Below are 24,823 nucleotides of genomic sequence, written 5' to 3'. Positions count from 1 at the left end.
CCTTAGAAGTTAACCGAGCGTTTAATCGCTTCGAAGGTTTTCAGATGATCGGCGACATATTCTTTTTCTAGCGCCAGCGGATAAGGTGTATCCATACCGCACACCCGTTCGATGGGGCTTTCAAGGTGCAAGAAACAGCTGCCTTGAATGGTCGCGGCAATTTCACCAGCGAAACCACCGGTTAATGGCGCTTCATGGTTAATCACTAAACGGCCGGTTTTTTTCACGGATGCGGCAACGGTATCCGCATCCCATGGCAGAATGCTGCGCAAGTCAATCACTTCACAGGAGATACCTTCGGCAGCGGCCATCTCAACGGCTTTTTGAATAATTTCCATTTGCGCGCCCCAGCCCAGTACCGTGACATCCTTACCTTGTTGTAGGATCTCAGCTTTACCGATAGGTAACTCATAATACTCTTCTGGTACTTCGCCAATGGAGGCACGATACAGTTTCTTCGGTTCAAAAAAGATCACCGGATCCGGGCAAGCAATCGAGGCTAAGAGTAAGCCTTTCGCTTGATAAGGGTCGCGAGGTACCACGATTTTTAAGCCCGGGGTGTGCGCAAAATAGGCCTCTGGGCTTTGGCTGTGGTAATGTCCACCAGCAATGCCGCCACCGTAAGGCGTACGGAACACCAAGCCACCGACATTAAATTCATTACCCGAGCGGTAGCGAAACTTGGCGGTTTCATTGACGATTTGGTCAAAGGCGGGAAAGATATAATCCGCAAATTGAATCTCAGCGACCGGCTTCATGCCCTGTGCCGCCATACCATTGGCAAAACCAGCGATACCTTGCTCAGTCAGTGGCGTGTTGAAACAACGAGCTTTACCATACTTTTCTTGCAATTTACTGGTTGCACGAAATACACCACCAAAGTGGCCAACATCTTCACCAAAACAGACCACGCCATCATCTTTAGCCATTGCCAAATCAAGGGCATTGTTAATGGCCTGCAACATGTTCATTTTTGCCATTAGTCTAATCTCCCCGCCGTGATCGGATACGCATCTGGATATTTCCGGATATGCTGTTTTAATTCGTCTAATTGTTGCTGTAATGCAGGAATAGGCTCGGCATAAACATCAGAAATTAAGTGTTCGATACCTGGCTTCGCCACTTTTTCAGCCACTTTTAGCGCATCTAAGATATCAATACGTAATTGCTCAGTTTGCGCTTTGTCGGCCGCTTCATCCAGCCAACCTTGCTGTAATAACCAGGCCTTGTAACGGGCGATAGGATCATTCTTACGCCATAAGGCTTCTTCTTCCTTAGAACGATAGCCACTTGGATCATCAGAAGAGGAATGGGCACCTAAACGGTATGCCATCGACTCAATTAATACCGGCTCGTTATGCTTTAACGCATATTCACGGGCCATTTGCGTGGCTTTAAACACCGCCAGAATGTCGGCCCCGTCAACACGAATCGACTTCATGCCATAACCTACCGCGCGACAGGCAATACCGTCACCGACAAACTGTTCATTCGCTGGCGTAGAAATGGCATAGCCATTGTTGCGACAGAAAAAAATCACCGGTGCTTTGTGCACCGCTGCCATATTTAAACCGGCATGGAAGTCGCCTTCAGAAGCCGCGCCTTCACCAAAATAACAAATTGTTACGGCGTCCAATCCTCGCAACTTTTGCGCATAAGCATAACCACTGGCCTGTGGGATCTGGGTGCCTAAGGGTGACGAAATCGTCATATAGTTGATGGCATTGCTTCCATAATGCACCGGCATCTGCCGGCCTTTACCCAAGTCTTTCTCGTTGGAGAACAACTGGTTCATAAATTGTTCTAGCGTAAAGCCGCGATAGCGCAAAGCACCTTGTTCGCGGTATTGCGCCATAATCATGTCAAGATCCGTTAACGCTGCCGCACTGCCGACAGTGGTTGCTTCTTCGCCTAAGCATTGCATGTAAAAACTGATACGACCTTGGCGCTGTGCAGCCAACATCCTTTCATCTAACACTCGGATAAACACCATAGTGTCATACATTTTTAACGCGGTTGCCTTGTCTAACGTGGGTGCCTCTGCTTCTGCATAAAGGCTACCATCGTCTTTCAGGATCCTTAAGGTAGGGATTTTTAACGCGTCACTGGCAGTAAACTCTGCGCGATGCACCGTAGTAATGGTGGCGTTATTTGGATTGGTCATAAGGACTCTCTTGGTTGTAATGACTCGTTTTTCCGCTAGACTTTACCTTTACGTAAACTGCAATGCAACCGCGCGCTGGCATAAAAAAACCTGACAGCACACAGTACTGTCAGGTTATATTTACTGGCTAAAGCCGTTAAGACGTTAGATCAGGTTATGTTGAATGTCTGTGGGTACCACCATCAGCATAGCACGCTGCCCAATGGCCACTTTAGCGTTCGGGAAAATTAACGCCTCCCCCTCGCGCTCTACCCGATACTCTAAGTCACCATCGGTGGCCAATAAGCTACCTAACGGATAACTGGTGAAATTCTGGACATCGTCAGCAAAATGCAACTTGAAATCTTGAGTTTGCTTATTAATGGCGCGATACACTTCATAAAGATGAAAATCTTCTGCCGCAAAAGGTTTCGGCGCAAGTAAACGGTTAGTAATCAGTGCACGTAAGGCACTGTCTGCTTGGGCAAAACGTGACATATCATTTTGGCCAAACGGCTGCACTTTACCCAGCTCTATGGTAAAGGCATCCGCGCCATGGCTGTGCGACGCATAATAGCTAAAGGTACTGGCCGGCGTTTGCATCATCAGCACCGTGTGCACATCGCAGGCCGCCAGAAATTGTAACTGTTGTTTGCGCCAAGGCTTACCATGTAAAAAAGGATACACGGCGAACTTCTCAAAACGAGAGCCACGAATGGCGGTGTGTAAATCATATAAACAACGCGGCTCATTGGCCGGGGCGCCTTCATAAAATCGTGTAACATACTGCTCTAACGCTTGGGCGCGTTGCCGCTCGGCGTTGATTAAACCCGCCCCCTTACTATGATGCCCCGAAAATAACCGATTTAAATTCTCAGTCACTTCACGACGGCCTAAATTTATGGCGGCAGGATTAGCGAATAGCACTAATACCCGCTCAGTAGGTGTTAAATGCCCCTGTAAAATATCTTGCACGATAGCGGCACACAGTTCGATGGGAGCTGTTTCATTACCATGCACACCACAACTGAGAATAATATGTTGTCGAGCGGCTTGGGCAGGCTGAAAACAGATCACGCCAGTATCCCAGATCTCGACAGTAACGCCTGAGCCTAATTCAAACTGACAAGGGGCTAAACCATTAGGATTGGCTAAGGTAAAAGCTAAAAAATCGCCGCTATGACGAAACTGCTCCATCATCATTGCTGTTACTCCTGTCGATAAAATGTTAATTTTTAGTCGTGTTTTTTCTGATAGTAACCCGAGAAAGCCTGATCACCAAACGCCGCAGTTAGCACGAAGCTATTCAAGGTTGTAAGGGGCTGACATTATAAGCAGGATTGGCCAAATGCCGTTTATTAAACTCTAGGTAAGCAGCAGGATCTTGCCCTGCCCACAATTCCAGAACATTTAGAAAGGCGGGATCTTGTCTTATTTGTGGCATTACCGCGTTGATCTCGGCTAAGACCGCTTTGCCCCATGCCGTTTTAGCACAGCCAATGGCACCAGGCATGTGCGTTTGATCGTTCTCTTGCAGTGGGGTTAATGTTAACTCGCTATCAAACACTTTATGAAAGTAATTGGCAATAATGGGATAATCCATCGTGTAATCTAAGCGATCTGCCACAATCATCTGCAGGATCGCAATAGCACCGCCACTGCCAGTTCGCGCGAGAAACGGTGGGGTTTTATCTAACAAGGGCTGCAAAATACTATAGCGCCGCCCCGCCGGATAACCTAAGCGGTAGTGTTTATCAGCTAATAAGGCGGTAAAAGCTAATGGATTACCATAGCGCAATTGTATCTGTGCCGCTTTGGCTTTAGTGGTGATCAATTGATAGGGGTAATAGACATGGGTCGGTAAACTGAAATAGGCTCGCTCATCATGTCGGCCATGATAAATCATACAGGGGAAGCATAGTTCGGACTGTTGTTTTAATAAATTACTGATGCGCGCTTGGGGCATTAACCACACTGAACGTTGTTTATCTGGCAAGGCGCGATGTACCGCATCCATTAATCCATCACACAAGCCTAAACCTTGATAGGGCCCGTCAATAATATGAAAAGGCGGTGCATCATTAATAGCCCACTGCAAAGTGTTGGCCAATGACTCGTTAGCACTGGCCATTTTGCTAAAACAGAAACAGCATAATACCACGCAAAAAAAACGCATAAGCTTTCACACTACGCCATACCACTTAGCATTAGCATAAAAGAAAGCAAAACGAGTTTCGAGCATTAAATAAAAACGGCAGCGAAAACGCTGCCGTTTAATCTATTAAGAAACGTAATCAAACGTTTACTTTTAATTTTTAATAATGTCGCAAGACTTCAGTTTCCACACTCGTTCAACATAATCGTTGATAGAGCGATCTGAAGTAAACTTCCCGACGGATGCGGTATTGATAATCGCTTTCTCTGCCCAGAGCGCGGGATCACGATACCATGTATCGACTTTTTGCTGCGCCGCTAGGTAAGACTCAAAATCAGCCAATACTAAGTATGGGTCGTTACCATCTAGCAAGCTGCGTTTAATTGCCGCTAACTCACCGGGTTTGCCTGGCGTAAAGTAATCGGTTTCTAACCAATCCAGAATCGCTTTCAGCTCAGGGTTATTATGGTAATACTCGCTGCTATGATAGCCCTTCTGATGTAGCGCTTTAACTTCATCTACCGTTAAACCAAAGATCGCGATATTGTCTTCACCGACTTCTTCGGCAATTTCAATATTAGCCCCATCCAAGGTTCCCACTGTAATGGCACCATTTAACGCCAGTTTCATATTCCCAGTACCTGAAGCTTCTTTACCGGCCGTAGAGATTTGCTCAGAAATATCTGCTGCGGGGATCAGTTTTTCAGCCAAGGTGACGCGGTAGTTCGGCATGAACACCACTTTAATACGGTTTTTAACTCGCTTATCGTTGTTGATTTTTTCAGCGACTTTATTGATGGCATAAATAATGTCTTTAGCCAGCTTGTAACCGGGGGCGGCTTTAGCACCAAACAAGAACACCCGTGGCACCATATCGTAGTCTGGATTTTGCAAAATACGGCGATATAACGCCAAAATATGCAGTAAATTCAGATGTTGCCGTTTGTATTCATGTAAGCGTTTAATTTGCACATCAAACATCGCGGTAGGATCAACATCGATACGCGTTAGTTTCTTAATTACCACAGCTAAGTCCGCTTTATTTTGCTGTTTAATCGCCATAAAGTTTTCTTGGAACTGCGGATCTTTGGCATGCTCAACAAGTTTTTGTAATTGATTCAGCTCTCGTGGCCAATCTTTACCAACAATCGTATCCAACAACTTAGCCAAACGCGGGTTACATGACTTTAACCAACGTCGTGGCGTGACACCGTTAGTGATATTGGTAAATTTATCCGGCCATAATGCCACCATTTCTGGGAACAGATCGGATTGCACCAATTTAGAATGCACTTCAGCCACACCATTCACCTTAAATGAACCCACAACCGATAAATGCCCCATCCGAACCATTGGCTCATGGCCTTCTTCGATAATAGACAATTTACGTTTTTTCTCGTTATCGCCAGGCCACAATACATCTACCTGCTCTAACAAGAAGCGGCGGTTGATTTCATAAATAATTTCAATGTGCCGAGGTAAAACTTTTTCAAACAATCTTACCGGCCAACGCTCTAGTGCTTCTGGCAATAGCGTATGGTTAGTGTAGGCAAAAACCTGCTGACAAATCGCCCATGCATCATCCCATGCCATTTGCGCTCGATCGACTAAAATACGCATTAATTCAGGAATCGCTACCGCAGGGTGAGTATCGTTTAATTGAATGACCACTTGTTTACCAAAGTGGCTCCAATCATCACCGTGCCGACGTTTATAACGGCGAATAATGTCTTTTAGTGAACAAGAACAGAAGAAATATTGCTGAATTAAACGTAGCTCTTTACCGGCATCCGTTTCATCATTGGGGTATAACACCTTGGAAATATTTTCGGCTTCCACGTTTTCACGCGCAGCATCAATATATCCACCCGAGTTAAATACGTCCCAGTTGAAAAAGTCTGAGGCACGGCTTTCCCACAATCGTAACACGTTAACTGAGCTACCATCGTAACCAACAATCGGAATATCCCAAGGCACACCTTTGATAATACGCCCCGGGTGCCAGACTTTTTGCATTTGGCCTTGTAAATCAAATACGGTTTCGACATAACCATAAACAGCAATTTCTTGTACTGATTCTGGGCGACAGATCTCCCAAGGGTTACCGTATTCGCGCCAGCTGTCTGGACGTTCAATTTGACGTCCATCTTGAAAACTTTGCTGGAATAAACCGTTTTCGTAATGAATACCATAGCCAATGGCCGGATAATTTAAGGTGGCTAACGATTCGATAAAGCACGCGGCTAAGCGCCCTAAACCACCGTTACCCAGTGCCATATCTTCTTCTTGATCTTCCAAATCGGCAATGTCTAAGCCCAATTCAGATAAGGCTTGTTTTGCTTGCTCGTATAACCCAAGGTTATGCAGGTTATTACTGAACATACGTCCCATCAGGTACTCTAAACTGAAATAGTGAAGTGCCCGAGTATCTTTTTCATAGTGGGTACGTTGCGTTGTTCTTAAACCGTCGTAGATTTGTTCGTTGACAGCAGCACAGGTCGCGCGCCACCAAGCCTGATGATTGGCTTTATTAAGATCGGTTCCTAAGGTGGAGTGTAAATGTTTAACAATGCGTTCTTTCAACTGCTCTGTGGCAGTTGCGGCAGACGAGGCCGCTTTAGATGTAGTGTTTTTTTTCATTGCCAATCCTAAAGTTTTACGCGTATCTCACGATTTCAATGCACATTTGTTGAAAAATTACCAAAACAATAGCCTATAAAGGTCGTTTTGGCAAAAAAAATAGTGCGTTTTGTAATTAAATTACACAATCATGATTTTTATCTAAAACGCAAAAGGCAGGCAAACGCGCGACATAAGCGTGTTTAACTGCCAAAAGGGTATAACACTACATTTTACTGAACACATCAGCCACAAAGGCTTTTGCATCAATTTCTAACTGCTCTAAGTGGGCCTGATCAACAAAACTCTCTAAGTAAATTTTATAGGCATTTTCGGTACCCGATGGCCGCGCAGCAAACCAGCCATTCTTTGTCACGACTTTTACGCCACCAATACTGGCATCGTTACCGGGTGCCTTCGTTAATACCGCTAAGATGGCATCACCCGCTAAATGGGTGGCACTGACACTGCTGGTATCCAGATTCTTCAATGCCGCTTTTTGCTTGGCATCCGCCGGCGCATCTAAACGACGATACAACGGCGAGCCCAGCTCACGTGTTAATGCTTGGTATTGCTGATAAGGGTCAACACCGGTTTTTGCCAGCATTTCAGCGGCTAATAAGCCTAGGATAAAACCGTCTTTATCGGTAGACCAAGCGGAACCATCATGGCGTAAGAAACTGGCACCGGCGCTCTCTTCGCCACCAAAAGCAATAGTGCCTTGGTGTAAACCTTCAACAAACCATTTAAAGCCAACCGGTACTTCTTTTAAAATACGGCCTTGTGCTGCAACGACTCGGTCAATTAGCGCACTAGATACCAAGGTTTTACCGATGGCCAGTTTGTCATCCCACTGCGGTCGATTCGCCAGTAAATAATTGATCGCCACCGCCAAGTAATGGTTTGGATTCATCAAGCCACCACTGCGTGTCACGATGCCATGACGGTCAAAATCTGGATCATTACCAATGGCCACATCAAACTGATCTTTGAGTTTAATTAAATTCGCCATGGCATAAGCAGAGGAACAATCCATACGGATCTTGCCGTCTTTATCTAACGACATAAAAGAGAATGATGGGTCAACTTTGTTGTTTACTACGGTAATATTTAAACCGTAACGTTCAGCAATACGGGGCCAATAGGAAATACCGGAACCCCCTAAAGGATCCACCCCGATCCGTATCCCGGCTTTGGCAATGGCGGCCATATCGATCACGTTTTCAAGGTCATCAACATAGTGCTGGATATAATCAATATGCTGGCAATAGCCTGATTGTATGGCCAAGGCGTAGGGCATCATCCGAACACCCTCTAATTCATTAGCCAGTAATTCATTAGCGCGTTGCTCAATCCAGTCTGTCGCATCAGTATCCGCTGGGCCACCGTGCGGTGGATTGTACTTAATACCGCCATCTTCAGGTGGATTGTGCGACGGTGTAATAACAATACCATCGGCAAGTTGGCCAGTAGCGCCTTTATTTTGCGTTAAAATGGCATGCGAAATAACCGGCGTAGGCGTGTAGCCAAGGCCTTCTTGAATACAAACCTGAATGTTGTTAGCAATTAACACCTCCAAGGCACTGGCAAAGGCGGCTTCAGATAAGGCATGCGTATCTTTACCTAAAAACAACGGACCCGTAATCCCCTGTGCTTTACGATAATCAGCGACTGCTTGGCAAATGGCTAAAACGTGCGGCTCGTTGAAAGAGCAGCTTAATGCGCTACCACGATGCCCAGAAGTCCCAAAGCTAACGCGGTGAGTGGCATGGCTATGAATATCGGGTTCTAGGACATAATAGGCCGTCATTAAGCGGCAAACATTCGGGATAAGTTCGTTAGGTACCGGCTGACCTGCCAGCGGATGTAATGACATAACCATTCCTTAATTATTATAATAAATCGCGAATACGTTCTGCGTCTTCAGCGCTATAACCCAGTTTGCTTGCCGTTTCTGTCAACATCATTTTCTTGCGAGTTGTGTTTGAGTTCGTAATCACCCAAAAATCCGTATTCGGAATTTGCTTAGGGTTGGTACTACTGCCACTTTCAGACAATTCAGCTGCTGATTTAGCAAAATACAGTCGATTGCGTCCTTTAATTTCCAACACATTGGGGAAGTCTTTTTTGTGTACTCGGGCTAACACCGACAACAAATACAGAAAACGGCCAACAATATTGTGCTCGGCTTGTAAATCAGCCGGTGTGACCAGATCAAAAATATTGCCTTGTTTCTCGGTACGCTTTGGCTGCTCGCTAACCGTTGCAACCGGAACCACTGGCGCTTCAGATTTAGCTTTGTTGAGCTCTGACGAGCTGTCAAGGGATGCCGTGGAAGTTTTTAGCGGGGCACCAGGCAATAAACGACGCAGTATATCCGACGCACTTTCGCCAATCTGTAATGTCTGTGCCGCAATGTATTGATACAAATCGTCGTCAATTTCAATGGTTTTCATAGATTTAATCCGTTACCTCAAATTCAGCTCATTATATAAAGGCTTTGCCACTGACGCCAGTTCGCTGTTTTGTTAAAATAGCAGCAATTACGCAGATAGGATAATTATGATTTTACATTATCAATTAACAGGCCAAGGCCCCTTAGTGGTGTTAGTCCACGGTTTATTCGGTAGCTTAGAAAATTTAGGCGGTGTAGCGCGTGCGTTAAGCGAGCATTTTCAGGTACTCAACATTGATGTACGTAATCATGGCCGCTCCGCACACAGTGATGAAATGAACTATTCGCTGATGGCAGCCGATCTGTCTGAAACCTTAGAGGGTTTAGGGCTGCGACCTTTTGCAGTGTTAGGACACTCGATGGGCGGTAAATTGGTGATGGAATTTGCGCTGCGTTACCCTGAGCAACTCGACCGCTTAATTGTGGCGGATATTGCTCCGGTCAGTTACAGCGCTCGGCATAACTCGGTTTTTGCCGGCTTAAATCAGGTTGATCTTTTGCACATCGCCAATCGCGGTGAGGCAGACCAACAAATGGCGCAGCACATTGTTGAACCTGGTGTGCGGCAGTTTTTACTGAAGAGCTTAGAAAAAACAGACAACGTATTTCGTTGGCGCTTTAACTTAGCCGCCTTGCAACAGCAGTATCCGCAGCTGATAAGCGCGCCACAAGCCGGGGGCCAATTCAATGGTAAAGTCTTGTTTATCAAGGGCGCCGAATCGGATTATATTTTGCCAGAACATCGCGAAACTATCTTAGGCTTATTTCCAAAGGCACAAGCGAAGATCATTCAAGGCACAGGGCATTGGTTACATGCCGAAAAACCCAGTGCATTTAATAAGCTGGTATCTGACTTTTTATTGACGTAACGCAGAAAACTTTTCACTAAATATGCTATGATGCGCGCACTTTTTTCAGAGGCGAACGATGTCAATGAGCATAGAACAGTTTGAAACCATTGGATTATGGTTAGGACTTGGCGGATTGTACTTCTTTATCGTACTAGCTATCCGAGACGTCTTGAAGAAAAGTGAAGCACCAAGAATCGGACATATCTTTGTTTGGCTAGTGCTGTTTTTATCACCTCTGGTGTTTATCGTGAAAAGTATTGTGCAGTATTTTTTCGAATAAGAGGGTTACAGATTAATGGCGAAAATTGCCACTGATCGCACAACTATTGATTTGTTTGCTTTGGATAAGCGTCCTGGTCGGCCCAAAACCAATTTGTTGCCACGGGAAGAACAACTGAAACAAAACAAACGTAATCAAATTAAACGCGATCGTGTTAAGGGCTTAAAGCGTATTGAGTGTAAAGTGCCAGAACAGCTTTGTGAAAAGCTTGATTTGGCCGCTGCACAAGCAAATATGACACGTAGTCACTTTATTGAACATCTTTTAGAACAGGCTTTGGCCGGGTAAGAAGGCTTAAAACATGGCAACAGTTGGCATTTTTTTTGGTAGCGATACAGGTAACACTGAACATATCGCCAAAATGATCCAGAAAGAACTGGGTAAACAGTTAATAGAAGTACGGGATATCGCTAAAAGCAGTAAAGAAGATATAGCGAATTTTGATTTACTGCTGCTGGGCATTCCTACTTGGTATTATGGCGAAGCACAATGTGACTGGGACGATTTCTTCCCAGAACTTGAAGGCATCGACTTTAATAATAAACTGGTTGGTATCTTTGGTTGTGGTGATCAGGAAGATTACGCTGAGTATTTCCTCGATGCGATGGGCACATTACGTGACATTATCGAACCTAAAGGCGCCATCATCGTAGGACACTGGCCAACCGCAGGCTACAACTTTGTTGCTTCAAAAGCTTTAGTGGACGATAACCACTTTATCGGTTTAGGGGTTGATGAAGATCGTCAACCTGAATTAACCGAAAAAAGGGTTAAGCAGTGGTGCAAGCAAGTTTATGACGAAATGAGTCTAGCTGAATTTGCTTCGCTGTAATTGCAGTAAGCGTTATGCGTTCCAAACAAAGGCTGCCATGGGCAGCCTTTGTCCTTTTTTATGCTTAGCCAGCGCGATATTTTGCTTTCTTTCGCACATACAAGGTACGATTGACCTCACACACAACTTGATGTTTAGCATCATGAATATGCACCAAAAACTGTGGAAAATATTTGTCACCCTGCGCTGTATGTTGCTTGATGTCGGCCACGGTGTCATCCGATAACCAAAACTCAGCCACCAACTTACTGTAGCCAGGACTAATAAAGTTGATGTCTGCTTGTTTATCCCAAACGTGGTACTCTTTACCTAAGGCGCCCATTAACATCAAGGGATAAATGGGATCGGTCATCGCAAACATAGAACCGCCAAATTGACTGCGATTAATGTTCTTGGTCCAAGGCCGTGATTTTAGCTCCACTTTACAATAGCGATAATCATCACTTAATATCACCACTCTGATACCACAAAATAAAAACGGCGGCCAAAAATTAAGTAAATGCCGCAGCACCGATGGCTTAAATGCCCAACGCATAAGTTCCCCTGGTAAGACCTGTTTAGCGCATTCTACCGATTGCCGTTAACAGTACAAGAGTGGCTCTTAAAAAAGCAATGTACATAAAGCATTTGAATATAAACCTGATCTCTTTATAATCCTTGGCAAGTTCACGTTAAAAAAGAGTACTTATGAACGATCACAATACCGAATTACGCAAAGCGGGGCTCAAAGTCACGCTGCCTCGAGTAAAAATCCTTGAGATCCTACAAGATCCAAAAAATCAGCATATCAGTGCTGAAGATGTGTATAAAATCCTGTTGGAGTTGGGTGAAGATATCGGTTTAGCCACAGTTTATCGAGTACTTAACCAATTTGATGATGCAGGCATTTTAACGCGCCACCATTTTGAAGGCGGCAAATCGGTGTTTGAGCTCACCGGTGCTAACCATCATGATCATTTAGTTTGTTTAAAATGCGGTAAGGTTGTCGAATTTGAAGATGATATTATCGAAAGACGCCAATTAGAAATTGCTAACAGCAATGGTATCAAACTCACCCATCACAGTTTGTATTTGTATGGTGAGTGCGAAGATACGGCAAAATGTAAGCTTTACGCGCAAAATCAGTAAATTGAAATCTTAAAAACCTTCCTTGTGAAGGTTTTTTATTCATATCGTTGCTCAACATCAGCAATAATTTTAAAGCTATTGTTAAATACGCTTGATATAATGTTGCTGTCTTAGCAAAAAGAGGTGTTAAAGCTAAATTTTATGAGTCTACTGATCGCGTTTGTGGTTTTGTCTATCAGCGTTTCCTTCATTTGCTCTATTCTTGAAGCCGCCCTACTCTCCATCACACCGAGCTATATTGCGCAGCAAAAATTGCTCAAGCCAAAGCTATACGAAAAACTGAAACAACTTAAAGAAAAAATTGACCAACCCTTAGCGGCTATTTTAACGCTCAATACCGTGGCGCATACCGTGGGTGCTACCGGTGTTGGTGCGCAAGTGACTATTGTATTTGGCGATGGCTATTTGGGTATCGCTTCTGCGGTAATGACATTATTGATCTTGATTCTTTCAGAGATCGTGCCGAAAACCATCGGTGCCCGTTATTGGCCAAGCTTAGTGCCAGTGTTGCCTCCCGTGTTAAACACGATGATTCTGCTGCTAAAACCTTTTATCTGGATGTCGGATCAGGTGATGAAATTATTTGGGGGCGGCCAGCATGAACTTGATTTAAGACAAGAAATTAAAGCTTTAACCATTTTGGGCCGCGAGTTAAATAAGCTGGATGAAAATGAGCAACGCGTGATCAGTAATATTTTGGATCTGCATGAAATCAAAGTACGCGATATTATGACGCCGCGCACCGTTTGTGATTATGCCAAACCGGATGAATTGTTAGCCGATTTAGTGAAACGCGCCAAAAAAGGCCAGTATTCCCGTTATCCTATTTTAGATCACGAAGAAGCCCCCATCGGCATCGTATTTCGTTATGACATGTTGGATTATCAAAGTGGACAAACGGCCTCAGACATCAAAAAACCGGTTAAAGTCATTTCGGATAAAATGAATGTTGAGCAATTAATGTCGCAGCTGATCCGCGAGCAGCAACATATGGCGCTGGTTTATGACGAGTACGGCAGCTGGATGGGTTTAGTGACCATGGAAGATGTGTTTGAAGCGATTATCGGCCAACCGATTATGGATGAAACCGATAACATTCCCAACCTGCGTCGTTTTGCGAAACGCCGTTGGGAGAACAAGCAAAAACAACTGGAAGAGATGAAATAGTAAATATTAGGGTGAAATCTAAGGTTTCACCCTAAAGCGTCTTAAAACGGCGGTGCGCTGTGATTAAAGGTCAGCATTAATCCGCACCATCTGCAGTGCATTGATATAGTTGCCATATTGAAAGGCATAATCTGTTAATTCCGCCTCAACTTCAAAACCAAAACGTTCATATAATGCAATCGCTGAGTCGTTATTGCTATACACCAGTAATTCAATACGCCGCAGGGCTAACCAGTTATCCGCTAAGTCTAAGGCGGCACGGAGCAGTGACGAGCCCACACCCTGCCCTTGATACGCTTCAGCGACTGCCATACCAATATCCGCTGCATGGCGTCGCCGTGGATTCTGCATCACCTGTAAACCTAATTGACCAATGACTTCACCTTCTAATTCCGCCACCAAATTATAAAAACCGGCTTGCGGTTCAAATAAACTTTGCCATTTTGCCATCGGCTGAAACGGCAATTGTAGAGTGTTGGCATAGACTAAGGGGGCATCATAAATGGCTTTCACTGCCGCAATATCTGCCGGCTCTGCATGTCGAATAAGCGGTAACATGACTTTTCTCCCTGAAGACGAACCAGACCATATAAGATAAATAACAGCTGCAAATAGTAAAGTTGCGCCAAAAGAAAAGCCAGCAGATTATGTAAAAGACGGGGTTAAGCAGGTAAAGATTTTTGTCGCGGCCTAAAAAAACGGAGTGGCTTGGCCACTCCGTTTTTCATAACGAGCCGCTATTAACGCCAGCGGTTACAGTGCAGCGTCAAGCTCAGGAAGCACATTAAACAAATCGCCAACAATACCGTAATCCGCTACTTGGAAGATTGGCGCTTCAGCGTCTTTGTTAATTGCAACAATCACTTTAGAGTCTTTCATACCGGCTAAGTGTTGAATAGCACCAGAAATACCGACAGCAATATATAAATCAGGAGCCACAATTTTACCGGTTTGGCCCACTTGCATGTCATTTGGCACAAAGCCAGCATCCACTGCTGCGCGAGACGCACCAATCGCCGCATTCAACTTATCGGCAATACCGTTTAGCAGCGCAAAGTTTTCACCATTTTGCATACCACGGCCACCAGAAATAATCACTTTAGCGGCGGTGAGTTCAGGACGCTCTGATTTGGTTAACTCTTCTGCGACAAAACGAGATACACCGAGATCTTTAACCACCGACACCACTTCAATGGCTGCAGCATTGCCGGTTGCAGCAGCAGCAAAAGCGGAACTACGCACCGTTAATACTTTAATCTTGGCCGTAGATTGCACGGTAGCGATAGCATTTCCGGCATAGATCGGTCTGACAAAAGTATCGGCACTTTCAATCGCAATCACATCAGAAAGCTGTGCCACGTCAAGTAAAGCCGCTACGCGTGGCAGCATATTTTTACCGGTAGTGGTCGCGGCCGCCAGAATATGGCTGTAACTCGGGCCAAGCTCAGCCACCAGTGCGGCAACATTTTCAGCCAGTTGATGGCAGTAAGCGGCCGCATCTGCGTGCAACACTTTACTGACCCCCGCGATGGTCGCGGCTTCGTTAGCTGCGGCTTGGCAATCTGCCCCCGCCACTAACAGATGAATGTCTTGGCCAATTAAGGTTGCCGCTTGTACTGTTTTGAATGTATCCGCTTTTAACGCCGCGTTATTATGTTCTGCAATTACTAAAATCGTCATCAGATCACCTTCGCTTCATCTTTTAACTTGCTGACCAACTCAGCCACTGACTCGACAATGACCCCGGCTTTACGGCTTTGTGGTGCCGTGACTTTTAAGGTCTGTACTTCTGAGCTTAAGCCGACACCGAAACTGTCTGCGGCTTTAACATCTAAAGGTTTCTTTTTCGCTTTCATAATGTTCGGTAGCGAGGCGTAGCGCGGTTCATTTAAGCGTAGATCGGTTGATACCACCGCAGGTAAACTCAGTTCTACTGTTTGCAAGCCACCGTCAATTTCACGCGTCACTTGCACTTTATCATTGGCCACCACCACTTTTGAGGCAAAAGTACCCTGCCCCATACCGGTTAGCGCAGCTAACATCTGAGCGGTTTGGTTGTTATCAGAATCGATCGCTTGTTTACCCAGAATCACTAACTGTGGTTGTTCTTCTGCCACCACTTTGGCTAATAATTTAGCCACTTGTAACGAATCAAGCGTAAGGTCAGTTTCGATATGAATAGCGCGGTCCGCACCTAAAGCTAAGGCTGTACGCAGCTGTTCTTGAACCGCTTTTGCACCAATAGACACCACGATCACTTCGCTAGCGCTACCGGCTTCTTTTAAGCGTACCGCTTCTTCAACAGCAATTTCGCAGAACGGGTTTAATGCCATTTTGACATTTGCTAAATCCACACCAGATTGATCCGGTTTAACCCGAACTTTCACGTTATAATCAATTACCCGTTTTACCGGTACTAATAGCTTCATAATGGCCTCATATTAATGCCAGCCTTTTGCAGGCTGCTTTACGTGAAGGTAAAGTTTAACTTGTCGAATGCCTGCCAATCTACTTCCTGTTGACGTTAACGTCAACCTGCAATATTCTGATAGCGGTATTAGATGCGACAATTATGTAAACTATAGCATCCAACGTCGGTTTACTGAGTGACTTAATGCGTTAATTTCATTAAGACTCTGGCGACCGCCACCCCCAACGCAGCAAGAGAGGTATTCAGTGGAAAGAGAAGCAATGGAGTACGAGGTTGTCATCGTCGGTGCAGGTCCAGCTGGTTTATCAGCTGCTATCCGTTTGATGCAACGCGCGCAAGCCGCAGCTCAAGAACTGTCTGTTTGTGTGGTGGAAAAAGGCTCTGAAGTGGGCGCTCATATCTTATCGGGGGCCGTGTTTGAACCCAGAGCGTTAAATGAATTATTACCTGACTGGCAAACACTTGGCGCACCGCTGAAAACACCGGTAACCCATGATGATATCTACTGGTTTAATAACGCCGAGCAAGCCCGAAAAATACCAGGTATAGCGGCACCTAAAACCATGCATAACAGCGGCAATTTTATTATCTCTGCAGCCAATTTGTGTCGTTGGTTAGCAGAACAAGCTGAAGGCTTAGGTGTCGATATTTTCCCCGGTTTTGCCGCCAGCGAATTACTGATAAACGACGGTGCCGTTGCTGGCATAATCATTGGTGATATGGGTGTCGATCGCCAAGGTCAACCCAAAGACAGTTACACACCCGGCATGGAGTTAAAGGCAAAATATACGTTATTTGCTGAAGGTTGCCGCGGACATTTAGGTAAACAACTGATAAACCAATTTAAATTGGATTTAGACAGCGCGCCACAACATTATGCTATCGGCTTTAAAGAAATTTGGGATGTGCCTGCCGATCAACATCATCCAGGTTTAGTCGTGCATTCTGCTGGCTGGCCTTTAAATGATGCCAGCGGTGGCGGTTATTTATACCACAGCGAAGATCAGCAAGTTGTGGTCGGATTAATTGTCGATTTAAATTATCAAAACCCGTATCTGAACCCGTTTGAGGAGTTTCAACGCTATAAGCAACATCCGGTCATTCGTCAATATCTTAGTGGCGGCAAACGCGTGACTTACGGTGCCCGTGCTATTGCCAAAGGCGGCTTGCACAGCTTACCGAAAATGAGCTTCAAAGGTGGTTTACTGCTCGGTTGTAATGCCGGTACCTTAAACTTTGCCAAAATTAAAGGTAATCACACAGCCATGAAATCGGGTATGTTGGCTGCCGAAACCGTTGCGGATGCCTTATTTAATGGTGATTTGGGTGGAGAAGATTTAACGGCTTACGCCAGTAATATTAAAAATAGCTGGCTCTATACAGAGCTTTACAGCGCGCGAAACTTTGGTGCTGCCATCCATAAATTTGGATCCTTTTTTGGTGGTGTTTATAACACGCTGGATCAAAACCTGTTTCAGGGTAAATTACCCTTTACACTACACGATACTACGCCGGATCACGCTTGTTTAAAACTGGCCAGCGAGTGTCAGCCAATCAGTTATCCGAAACCAGATAACCAGCTCAGTTTTGATCGCTTAAGTTCAGTGTATTTGTCCAATACCAACCACGAGGAAGAACAGCCTTGTCATCTACGTTTAAAAGATGCCAGCATTCCGATCACGGTTAATTTAGCCAAATATGCCGAACCGGCACAGCGTTATTGTCCGGCAGGAGTCTATGAAATTATCGAAGACGAACACGCTAATCCTAAATTGCAAATTAATGCGCAAAACTGCATTCACTGTAAAACCTGTGATATTAAAGATCCCAGTCAAAATATTACTTGGGTGACACCAGAAGGGGGCGGCGGGCCGAACTACCCAAATATGTAAGCATGTTTGAAGCTCTTAAAAAAACGCCGCGAGAAACGCGGCGTTTTGCTTGATGCAATTTAGGTTGTTAAGGCAGTCGTTCGCCGCGAGCCGCAATATATAATTGATACCAGTGCTCGCGATTTAATAAAATACGACTCGCTTCGGCACAAGCTCGAATGCGCTGTAAATTGGTGGTGCCGATCACCGGCTGTACCTGTGCCGGATGGCGCATCAACCAAGCGAGGATAATCGCTTCAGTAGTGCATTGATATTCTGCTGCAAATTGTTGCAGTAGCTGACAGACCGCACTTTCTGCTTCCGTCTGCCCAGGATAACCGACACTAAAGCGTCCTTGTGCTAGGCTGCCCCAGCTTTGAATTTGGATCTTATGCAATTGGCAATATTCAATGGTGCCATAACCAAAGTGACGACCTGCCGCGGCGGGCATACCGACCATGACACTTTCTTCTAGCCAGTTATGTGCCGCTAAACTCATTTCTAACTGATTAGCACGTAGCGGCTGTGTCACGGCTTGCTGCAACAGTTGCAATTGTGCCCAGCCCATATTCGATACACCAAAGTGTCTTACCTTACCTTGCTGTTGTAACTGGTTAAAAGCTTCAGCTACTTCTTCAGGTTGACATAAAGGATCCGGCCGATGTAGTAACAGCAGATCGAGATACTCAGTTTGTAAACGTTGTAACGATTCTTCAACAGCGCGCAAAATAGCGGTTTTAGAACAATCGTATAAACCCACTTGCCCCGTCTGCGGTAAGCGAATAGCGCATTTAGACTGAATATACAGTTGCTCCCGTTGCTGAGGATGGGCGTTTAAATAACGACCAAACACCGTTTCAGCTTTACCATGACTATAAATATCCGCATGGTCGAAGAAATTAATACCATTCTCCAGTGCGGTCTCTATTACGGCAAAAGCCTGCTGCTCGGCCGCGAGGCTTACCTCGGTTTCATTCCAACCACCGCCTAATCCCATACACCCCATACTGATGCGGCTGGCTTGCGGTAAAATGTCATGTATTGGTAATGTCATGCTGAATTCTCAATTAATTGAAGGCTTTTGCTAAATCAAGCTGAACGCGCGGCGGTGAAAACCTTGTACAAACCAAGCCAGACACTTACACTAGCGGGCTAGATAACTTTTAATACTGTTTACTGACAACGCTATGACCGAAGAAGCTACCTTATACCGTTTAAATAAATTTATCAGTGATACCGGTTTTTGCTCGCGCCGTCAGGCCGATGCCCACATTGCTGCCGGTGATGTCACCGTAAATGGTCAACTGGCAGAAATGGGCCTGAAAGTATCTTATGCTGACACTGTTTTAATTAAGGGGCAACCCTTAAAGGAAAAACCCAAACGGGTTTATCTAGCTTATCATAAGCCGGTAGGCATTACCTGTACCACCGAGCGGCATATTGCCGGCAATATTATTGATGCGGTGAAGTACCCCGAGCGGATCTTCCCGATTGGCCGCTTAGACAAACCCTCTGAAGGTTTAATCTTTTTAACGAATGACGGTGACATCGTCAATAAAGTATTGCGTGCCGGCAATGCCCATGAGAAAGAGTACGTGGTCAGCGTGAATAAACCGATATCAGATTACTTTATTAAGAAAATGTCACAGGGAGTGCCTATTTTAGGCACGGTTACCCTTCCCTGTCAGGTGACCCAGATCTCACGTAATACGTTTAAGATCATTTTAACGCAGGGGCTCAATCGGCAAATTCGCCGTATGGCAGAGTTTTTAGGCTATGAAGTGGTTAAGCTAAAACGCATCCGCATTATGCATATTCGTTTAGCAGAGCTTAAACCCGGCAAATGGCGCTTACTCGATCCGATCGAAATTAAAATGCTGGACCAACTGGTTCAAGATTCCAGCAAAGTGGCCGCTAGCGCCCAGCATGATCACGAAGAATAACCGAGCAGCAGCAACGGTCATCTTCTTGTATACCTAGCCCTGCTCTGCAGGGCGATTTAAAAACGTCAGTAACTCTGCTAACGGCATCGGCCGCGCATAATAATAACCTTGCGCCCGATCACAACCGAGTTGTTGACACAATTCACTCATTTCTGCGGTTTCGACACCTTCAATTACCACGGTTTTACCAATTTGATTGCAGGTACTGACCAACATTTCAACAATTTTACGTTGCTTAAGATCGTGGGTAAGATCACGGGTAAAGGAGCGATCTAATTTCACAATATCTGCCGGCAACCGATAAAGATAAGACAAACTAGAATAGCCGGTACCAAAATCATCAATGGCTAGCTGACAGCCTAAGGCTTTAATCTGATTAGGCAGCGCCAGCGTATGGCCTTGCTCCTCTAATAAAGCACTTTCGGTCAACTCAATACAAATTCGCGCAGGGTCAATCTGATATTCTGCTAAAACTGCGTCTAAGAATTGTACAAAATCATAACGCCTAAGCTGCTGTGCTGACACATTAATCGCCACGCTAAGTTTGGCTAAACCCGGATTTTCAACCAGATCACGCAGCACCATCTTCATGACTTGTTCGCCTATTTGAATGATTTGCCCGGTTTGTTCCGCAATCGGGATAAAAGAAACAGGCGAGATAAAGCTCCCCTGATGCTGCCAACGCACTAAACTTTCAATAGCAACGGTTTTACCTGTACTAAACTCCATCACCGGCTGGTAGTACACCTGTAACTGCTCTGCATCGAGGGCCGCTTGTAACTTGTTACGCATAGCCACAATATTGCGGTAGTTATCAGCCATGGTATCTTGATAAAAACGGTAAGTATTTCCCCCTGCCTGTTTGGCATTACTCATCGCCACATCTGCAAGCTGGGTTAATAATTGCGAGCTGCAATGGGCTTCTTGATTTTGCACAATACCAATACTGGCTGACAAATACACATCAAACCCGGTCACTGCGCTAGGTTGAGATAAAGCGCGTAACAACGCATTCGCTAACTGTTCAGTGGCCTCAAAGGGAGATTCAGGTAAGTACACTAAAAACTCATCACCACTAAAACGCGCTAATAAAGCCTGTTCTCCACAAAGTAAACGGATACGCAGCGCCATTTCTGAGAGCAATTTATCGCCAACATCATGCCCAAAACTGTCGTTTATCGGTTTAAAACCGTCTAAATCAATAAATATAATCACTTCGGGTGCCGTCTTTTCACGGATCACCACCTGCTCGACTGCTTGATAAAAGGCATCGCGGCGCAATAAGCCGGTAATATCATCAAACTTAGCGAGGGTAGACAGTTTCACTTTTTCGTGGCGCAACAAACGCGTGCGATCAGCAGCTAAAATAAAGGTGCAGCAGAACAGTAGCGATACCCATAATATGATTTGATGTAATCGACTGCGTGCTTGCAACTCGGTGAGATCGGTAATAAAAACATAAAAAGGAATACTACCCCAATTAGCTTGATCGGGTTGAATTTGTTGATGATACGGATAACGGCGTTGTAAATCAGGTAAGGTCGCCCGCTTAAAGCCACTGGCATCAGCGGTAAACAGCAACTGGGGTAATACTTCCAGGTAAATTTGGATTTTTGCCGCGCCCACAGAGTTATCGACTAATAACGCTTGTTGTAAATTAATCAGCACCAGTAAAAATTCTGGCGAAGCGTCTGTAACAGGCAAAGCCAAGCGCAACATCATAATGGGTAAATCACTGTCTAACGAAGCACGATTGATGGCCATGGCTTCCTGATCCGAGCCAGAAAACAGCCACGACCGAGTACCCTCGCTACTAAACAAACCTTGTTCTTGAAACGAAGCGGCTTTACCCGTCATTAACACGGCTTGCTGTTGCTGATCAAAAATGACAGCACCATAGACCACATCGTAGGCAGCCGTAATGGCAGACAGATCTTCTGTGATAAATTGTAAACGTTCAGCAGGATTAACTCGCTGCCATCTTGTACGAGCACGCTGAAATAATTCTTCAGAAAACGCTAACTGGGCTTGTACTTGGCTGACCACCCGAGTCACTTTTTGCTCGGCTAAGTGTGTTTCATAGCGCACATCAAACACGCTTAGGGCAAACCAGATGCCATATCCGGCTTGAAACATTAACATAGCAGCAATAGCGCTATGGCTTAATGGCCGGGTGACCTGCAACTGAAAATGCTGTTTTAGCCAAAGCGAAATCCCGACCATAATCAGCATAATGGGTAATAAAGATGAGCTAAAGGGCGTGGTATTTTGCCAAGGCAGTTGCGGAAACCACAAGCTTAGCTGCGCGTAGCAGCCATACACAAGACAAATGAAAGCCATAATTCGCCAAAGATAATGGCCAACACGCGTCGTATGCGAACAGACTAATATCGCCGCCGCTAACAATAGCAGCACCGACAACAAGGATAATGGCATACCACTTAAGTCTTGCAGCTGGCCTCGACGAGTAGCCAACCACAGATAACTGATAAAACTTAATATCAATAGGCCGCAGAATATTTGCAGTTTGCGACGGTTGAAGAGTAAAGCGGTTAACCCCAAGCTGACTAAGGCGGTGGCGAGAACTAAATTAAATGACAGTAAAGGCAGAATAAGCTTAGCTAAAAAAAGGTGCTCGACCAGTCCTAATAACGCAATAATAGTGTAAAAACCTGCAGTCAGCAGATAAAACACTACGGCCGAAGCACTGCTTATACTATCGTTTACTTTCCAAGTTTCAGGCACTCTTCACACCATTTAACTGCATAGGCTTATGAGTTTAGCCTATAAAACACGTGTAGCACATGTAACCACAGTGCCTGACAGGGTGCAACAAGGATATTTATGGATATGCTAAAGATTTAACCCGTTAACCCGCAAAAGCACTGCCATAATGATGCCTATAGCTTGGGCTTAACTTGGCTTCTGCGCCCTAACACCGTATAGTGGCGCGGTTAATTTCTTAGGTTCTTATTTATGCTGCAAAACAATCCGCTTTTGGCTCAATTAAAACAACAACTTAAAGAAACGTTACCTACAAAAGAAGGTATCGTTCGCGCAACAGCAAAAAGCTACGGCTTTTTAGAAATCAGCGACAAAGAAAGTGTTTTTATCGCGCCACCCCAAATGAAAAAGGTACTGCATGGTGATCGTATCCGTGCAGTGATCCGCACCGAAGGCGAAAAAAGCCAAGCTGAACCTGAAGCATTGTTAGAAAGTGCCATAAGCAGTTTTGTCGGCCAGATTAAACGTCAAAAAAGCAAACTCAGTGTAGAGGCCGCCAACCCACTGTTACGAGACGCTTTTAAAGCGACAGTAGCTGAGGGCATCAATGCCGCTGAATTACAAAATGGTGATTGGGTTATTGCTACGCTAAGCCAGCATGCGCTTAGCGCTGAGAGTTTTATTGTGACAATTACCGAGTTAGTGGCAAAAGCCGATGATCCAGAAGCGCCTTGGTGGGTTGTGTTAGCACGGCACGAATTACCGAAAAGAGCGCCAGAGGCTCTTCAGCAATGGCCGTTACTAGACACTCAGCCTCGTACAGACTTTACTACGATACCGTTTTTGACAATTGATAACGCCTCTACTCAAGATATGGACGATGCGATCAGTGTTCGAGCCGAGGCGGATGGCTGGCAATTACAAGTTGCTGTTGCCGATCCAGACGCTTATATAGCCGCCGGCTCTGCCTTAGATCAACAAGCACAGCAACGGGCTTTTACCACCTATTTGCCTGGGCGTAATATCCCCATGTTACCGCGCGAACTCGCAGATGATTTATGCTCGCTACAACAAGGGGTGAAGCGCCCAGCCATTGTCGCCACGATGCACATTACAACAGACGGTGCTTTGCAAAGCCCGGCTGAGTTTACGTTGGCCTGGATTTGCTCGCAGGCGCGACTTAATTATCAGCAGGTTTCCGACTTTTTAGAACAACAAGGTGATTGGCAACCCGATAATAGCGACATGGCCGAGCAATTACAGCAACTGCAGTTATTAACGCAAGCCAGACAACAATGGCGTCAGCAACACGCCATTGTGTTTCAAGATAAACCGGATTACCGCTTTGAATTAGATGAGGCCGGTCAAGTGGTGCATATTCATGCCGAACATCGGCGCATCGCTAATCAAATGGTAGAAGAGGCGATGATCGCCGCTAACCAAGCCTGTGGTGATTTACTGGCCAATCGTTTGGGCTTTGGTTTATTTAACGTGCATCAAGGCTTTGACAGCAACAAACTCAGCGCACTGGCTGAATTACTGCAACAGCATGCCGCACCCGTTGCACACGAGGAACTGGCTGAATTGAGCGGTTATTGCCAACTACGTCGCTGGTTAACGCAACAAGATACGCGCTATTTAGAAAGCCGTTTACGTCGTTTTCAAGCCTATGCTGGCATGAGTATTACGCCTGCACCGCATTTTGGTATGGGCTTAACGCAATATGCAACCTGGACTTCACCAATCCGTAAATATGGCGATCTGGTCAATCAACGTTTGTTAAAAGCCATTTTACAGCAACAGCCTGCGCCGGAGATCCCCGAACAGCTGACGCAACATCTGGCCGATCAACGCAAAGTACAGCGCAAAGCCGAACGGGATATCGCCGATTGGTTGTATCATCTGTATCTACAGCCGCAACTCGGTGCAACTCAAGCATTTACCGCTGAGATATTTGATATTAACCGGGCAGGGATCCGTGTGCGTTTATTAGAAAACGGCGCGGCGGCCTTTATTCCTGCCAGCTTAATTGCTCAGGGTAGCGAAACGGTTAAATTAAATTGGGAAGAAGGCCGTTGCTATCTTGCCGAGCAAGCCTTGTACGAGTTAGGCCAGCAACTGCAGGTGCAGTTACATGAGCTGAATGAACCTGGTAATATTTTAGTCAAACCTTTGCAAAGCGCAGAGTAAAGCGCCCGTCAGCTGATTTGCTAACGGGCCCGAA

General features: G+C 45.4%; 21 protein-coding genes and 1 pseudogene. 9 read left to right on the top strand and 13 right to left on the bottom strand.

The window, feature by feature from the left end; all coding sequences use genetic code 11:
- Nucleotides 1-2: 2 nt before the first annotated feature.
- The 7 genes from ACUJFL_RS08920 to seqA all read right to left on the bottom strand — a co-directional run bounded on the left by ACUJFL_RS08920 (nt 3) and on the right by seqA (nt 9,373).
- Nucleotides 3-980, bottom strand: coding sequence for an alpha-ketoacid dehydrogenase subunit beta (locus tag ACUJFL_RS08920; protein ID WP_226751495.1), 978 nt, complete (start codon nt 978-980; stop codon nt 3-5).
- Complete coding sequence (locus tag ACUJFL_RS08915; RefSeq protein WP_226751494.1) at nt 980-2,164, bottom strand: thiamine pyrophosphate-dependent dehydrogenase E1 component subunit alpha; 1,185 nt, start codon at nt 2,162-2,164, stop codon at nt 980-982. The genes ACUJFL_RS08920 and ACUJFL_RS08915 overlap by 1 nt, the downstream gene beginning before the upstream one ends.
- A gap of 144 nt (nt 2,165-2,308) precedes the next feature.
- The gene (gene astE, locus ACUJFL_RS08910; protein WP_445424660.1) at nt 2,309-3,346 is read right to left on the bottom strand and encodes a succinylglutamate desuccinylase; all 1,038 of its coding nucleotides are present in this window, start codon (nt 3,344-3,346) and stop codon (nt 2,309-2,311) included.
- Between the two features lie 103 nt (nt 3,347-3,449).
- The gene (locus ACUJFL_RS08905; RefSeq protein WP_445429039.1) at nt 3,450-4,319 is read right to left on the bottom strand and encodes an ABC transporter substrate-binding protein; all 870 of its coding nucleotides are present in this window, start codon (nt 4,317-4,319) and stop codon (nt 3,450-3,452) included.
- Between the two features lie 132 nt (nt 4,320-4,451).
- The gene (locus tag ACUJFL_RS08900; RefSeq protein WP_445429038.1) at nt 4,452-6,938 is read right to left on the bottom strand and encodes a glycogen/starch/alpha-glucan phosphorylase; all 2,487 of its coding nucleotides are present in this window, start codon (nt 6,936-6,938) and stop codon (nt 4,452-4,454) included.
- Nucleotides 6,939-7,143: 205 nt separating this feature from the next.
- Nucleotides 7,144-8,793: a phosphoglucomutase (alpha-D-glucose-1,6-bisphosphate-dependent) gene (pgm, locus tag ACUJFL_RS08895; RefSeq protein ID WP_445429037.1), complete on the bottom strand. Its 1,650-nt coding sequence runs from the start codon at nt 8,791-8,793 to the stop codon at nt 7,144-7,146.
- A 16-nt stretch (nt 8,794-8,809) separates the two neighbouring features.
- Nucleotides 8,810-9,373, bottom strand: a complete 564-nt coding sequence (gene seqA / locus ACUJFL_RS08890; protein ID WP_226751489.1) for a replication initiation negative regulator SeqA — start codon at nt 9,371-9,373, stop codon at nt 8,810-8,812.
- Nucleotides 9,374-9,479: 106 nt separating this feature from the next.
- Between seqA and ACUJFL_RS08885 the strand changes: the two genes are divergently transcribed.
- From ACUJFL_RS08885 to fldA, 4 genes are all read left to right on the top strand, one after another.
- Nucleotides 9,480-10,241 carry an alpha/beta fold hydrolase gene (locus tag ACUJFL_RS08885; protein ID WP_445429036.1) on the top strand — a complete coding sequence of 254 codons (762 nt, stop codon included), beginning with the start codon at nt 9,480-9,482 and terminating at the stop codon, nt 10,239-10,241.
- Between the two features lie 64 nt (nt 10,242-10,305).
- The gene (locus tag ACUJFL_RS08880; RefSeq protein WP_226751487.1) at nt 10,306-10,503 is read left to right on the top strand and encodes a DUF2788 domain-containing protein; all 198 of its coding nucleotides are present in this window, start codon (nt 10,306-10,308) and stop codon (nt 10,501-10,503) included.
- 15 nt (nt 10,504-10,518) lie between these two features.
- Nucleotides 10,519-10,791 (top strand): LexA regulated protein, encoded by a 273-nt coding sequence (gene ybfE / locus ACUJFL_RS08875; RefSeq protein ID WP_226751486.1) that lies wholly within the window; start codon nt 10,519-10,521, stop codon nt 10,789-10,791.
- Between the two features lie 13 nt (nt 10,792-10,804).
- Nucleotides 10,805-11,335, top strand: coding sequence for a flavodoxin FldA (gene fldA / locus ACUJFL_RS08870; RefSeq protein ID WP_226751485.1), 531 nt, complete (start codon nt 10,805-10,807; stop codon nt 11,333-11,335).
- Between the two features lie 64 nt (nt 11,336-11,399).
- Here fldA and ACUJFL_RS08865 read toward each other — a convergent pair whose 3' ends face one another.
- Nucleotides 11,400-11,870, bottom strand: a complete 471-nt coding sequence (locus ACUJFL_RS08865) for a DUF4442 domain-containing protein (protein WP_226751484.1) — start codon at nt 11,868-11,870, stop codon at nt 11,400-11,402.
- Between the two features lie 152 nt (nt 11,871-12,022).
- Here ACUJFL_RS08865 and fur point away from each other — a divergent pair, with 152 nt between their 5' ends.
- Together fur and ACUJFL_RS08855 are read left to right on the top strand one after the other, a co-directional pair.
- Entirely contained in the window at nt 12,023-12,463 is a 441-nt protein-coding gene (gene fur / locus ACUJFL_RS08860; RefSeq protein ID WP_226751483.1) for a ferric iron uptake transcriptional regulator, read from the top strand.
- Nucleotides 12,464-12,604: 141 nt separating this feature from the next.
- A complete protein-coding gene (locus ACUJFL_RS08855) occupies nt 12,605-13,630 on the top strand; it encodes a CNNM domain-containing protein (protein WP_226751482.1) in 1,026 nt (341 codons plus the stop codon).
- A 63-nt stretch (nt 13,631-13,693) separates the two neighbouring features.
- Here the strand turns inward: ACUJFL_RS08855 and ACUJFL_RS08850 are convergent, their stop codons facing one another.
- From ACUJFL_RS08850 to ACUJFL_RS08840, 3 genes are all read right to left on the bottom strand, one after another.
- Complete coding sequence (locus tag ACUJFL_RS08850) at nt 13,694-14,188, bottom strand: GNAT family N-acetyltransferase (RefSeq protein ID WP_226751481.1); 495 nt, start codon at nt 14,186-14,188, stop codon at nt 13,694-13,696.
- A 195-nt stretch (nt 14,189-14,383) separates the two neighbouring features.
- Complete coding sequence (locus ACUJFL_RS08845; protein WP_226751480.1) at nt 14,384-15,310, bottom strand: electron transfer flavoprotein subunit alpha/FixB family protein; 927 nt, start codon at nt 15,308-15,310, stop codon at nt 14,384-14,386.
- Nucleotides 15,310-16,059, bottom strand: coding sequence for an electron transfer flavoprotein subunit beta/FixA family protein (locus ACUJFL_RS08840; protein WP_226751479.1), 750 nt, complete (start codon nt 16,057-16,059; stop codon nt 15,310-15,312). The genes ACUJFL_RS08845 and ACUJFL_RS08840 overlap by 1 nt, the downstream gene beginning before the upstream one ends.
- Nucleotides 16,060-16,321: 262 nt before the next feature.
- Between ACUJFL_RS08840 and ACUJFL_RS08835 the strand changes: the two genes are divergently transcribed.
- Nucleotides 16,322-17,953: an electron transfer flavoprotein-ubiquinone oxidoreductase gene (locus ACUJFL_RS08835; protein ID WP_445429035.1), complete on the top strand. Its 1,632-nt coding sequence runs from the start codon at nt 16,322-16,324 to the stop codon at nt 17,951-17,953.
- 67 nt (nt 17,954-18,020) lie between these two features.
- Here ACUJFL_RS08835 and ACUJFL_RS08830 read toward each other — a convergent pair whose 3' ends face one another.
- Nucleotides 18,021-18,986, bottom strand: coding sequence for an aldo/keto reductase (locus ACUJFL_RS08830; protein WP_445429034.1), 966 nt, complete (start codon nt 18,984-18,986; stop codon nt 18,021-18,023).
- 133 nt (nt 18,987-19,119) lie between these two features.
- Between ACUJFL_RS08830 and ACUJFL_RS08825 the strand changes: the two are divergent.
- Nucleotides 19,120-19,839, top strand: a pseudogene (locus ACUJFL_RS08825) (pseudouridine synthase); the annotation flags it as partial.
- A 69-nt stretch (nt 19,840-19,908) separates the two neighbouring features.
- Here the strand turns inward: ACUJFL_RS08825 and ACUJFL_RS08820 are convergent.
- Nucleotides 19,909-22,620, bottom strand: a complete 2,712-nt coding sequence (locus tag ACUJFL_RS08820; protein WP_445429033.1) for a putative bifunctional diguanylate cyclase/phosphodiesterase — start codon at nt 22,618-22,620, stop codon at nt 19,909-19,911.
- 231 nt (nt 22,621-22,851) lie between these two features.
- On the opposite strand from ACUJFL_RS08820, the gene ACUJFL_RS08815 reads away from it, so the two are divergent.
- Nucleotides 22,852-24,789 carry an exoribonuclease II gene (locus ACUJFL_RS08815; RefSeq protein ID WP_445429032.1) on the top strand — a complete coding sequence of 646 codons (1,938 nt, stop codon included), beginning with the start codon at nt 22,852-22,854 and terminating at the stop codon, nt 24,787-24,789.
- Nucleotides 24,790-24,823: the final 34 nt, after the last annotated feature.

The sequence above is a fragment of the Alishewanella sp. HL-SH05 genome, assembly GCF_052655985.1.
Note: the sequence above shows the minus strand (reverse complement) of the source record. Positions and strands in the feature narration are given on the sequence as shown.

Bases quoted from the DNA above. Each gene is read 5' to 3' on its own strand.
- ACUJFL_RS08920 (WP_226751495.1), bottom strand. From the start codon at position 980: ATGGCAAAAATGAACATGTTGCAGGCCATTAACAATGCCCTTGATTTG.
- ACUJFL_RS08915 (WP_226751494.1), bottom strand. From the start codon at position 2,164: ATGACCAATCCAAATAACGCCACCATTACTACGGTGCATCGCGCAGAG.
- astE (WP_445424660.1), bottom strand. From the start codon at position 3,346: ATGATGATGGAGCAGTTTCGTCATAGCGGCGATTTTTTAGCTTTTACC.
- ACUJFL_RS08905 (WP_445429039.1), bottom strand. From the start codon at position 4,319: ATGCGTTTTTTTTGCGTGGTATTATGCTGTTTCTGTTTTAGCAAAATG.
- ACUJFL_RS08900 (WP_445429038.1), bottom strand. From the start codon at position 6,938: ATGAAAAAAAACACTACATCTAAAGCGGCCTCGTCTGCCGCAACTGCC.
- pgm (WP_445429037.1), bottom strand. From the start codon at position 8,793: ATGTCATTACATCCGCTGGCAGGTCAGCCGGTACCTAACGAACTTATC.
- seqA (WP_226751489.1), bottom strand. From the start codon at position 9,373: ATGAAAACCATTGAAATTGACGACGATTTGTATCAATACATTGCGGCA.
- ACUJFL_RS08885 (WP_445429036.1), top strand. From the start codon at position 9,480: ATGATTTTACATTATCAATTAACAGGCCAAGGCCCCTTAGTGGTGTTA.
- ACUJFL_RS08880 (WP_226751487.1), top strand. From the start codon at position 10,306: ATGAGCATAGAACAGTTTGAAACCATTGGATTATGGTTAGGACTTGGC.
- ybfE (WP_226751486.1), top strand. From the start codon at position 10,519: ATGGCGAAAATTGCCACTGATCGCACAACTATTGATTTGTTTGCTTTG.
- fldA (WP_226751485.1), top strand. From the start codon at position 10,805: ATGGCAACAGTTGGCATTTTTTTTGGTAGCGATACAGGTAACACTGAA.
- ACUJFL_RS08865 (WP_226751484.1), bottom strand. From the start codon at position 11,870: ATGCGTTGGGCATTTAAGCCATCGGTGCTGCGGCATTTACTTAATTTT.
- fur (WP_226751483.1), top strand. From the start codon at position 12,023: ATGAACGATCACAATACCGAATTACGCAAAGCGGGGCTCAAAGTCACG.
- ACUJFL_RS08855 (WP_226751482.1), top strand. From the start codon at position 12,605: ATGAGTCTACTGATCGCGTTTGTGGTTTTGTCTATCAGCGTTTCCTTC.
- ACUJFL_RS08850 (WP_226751481.1), bottom strand. From the start codon at position 14,188: ATGTTACCGCTTATTCGACATGCAGAGCCGGCAGATATTGCGGCAGTG.
- ACUJFL_RS08845 (WP_226751480.1), bottom strand. From the start codon at position 15,310: ATGACGATTTTAGTAATTGCAGAACATAATAACGCGGCGTTAAAAGCG.
- ACUJFL_RS08840 (WP_226751479.1), bottom strand. From the start codon at position 16,059: ATGAAGCTATTAGTACCGGTAAAACGGGTAATTGATTATAACGTGAAA.
- ACUJFL_RS08835 (WP_445429035.1), top strand. From the start codon at position 16,322: ATGGAGTACGAGGTTGTCATCGTCGGTGCAGGTCCAGCTGGTTTATCA.
- ACUJFL_RS08830 (WP_445429034.1), bottom strand. From the start codon at position 18,986: ATGACATTACCAATACATGACATTTTACCGCAAGCCAGCCGCATCAGT.
- ACUJFL_RS08815 (WP_445429032.1), top strand. From the start codon at position 22,852: ATGCTGCAAAACAATCCGCTTTTGGCTCAATTAAAACAACAACTTAAA.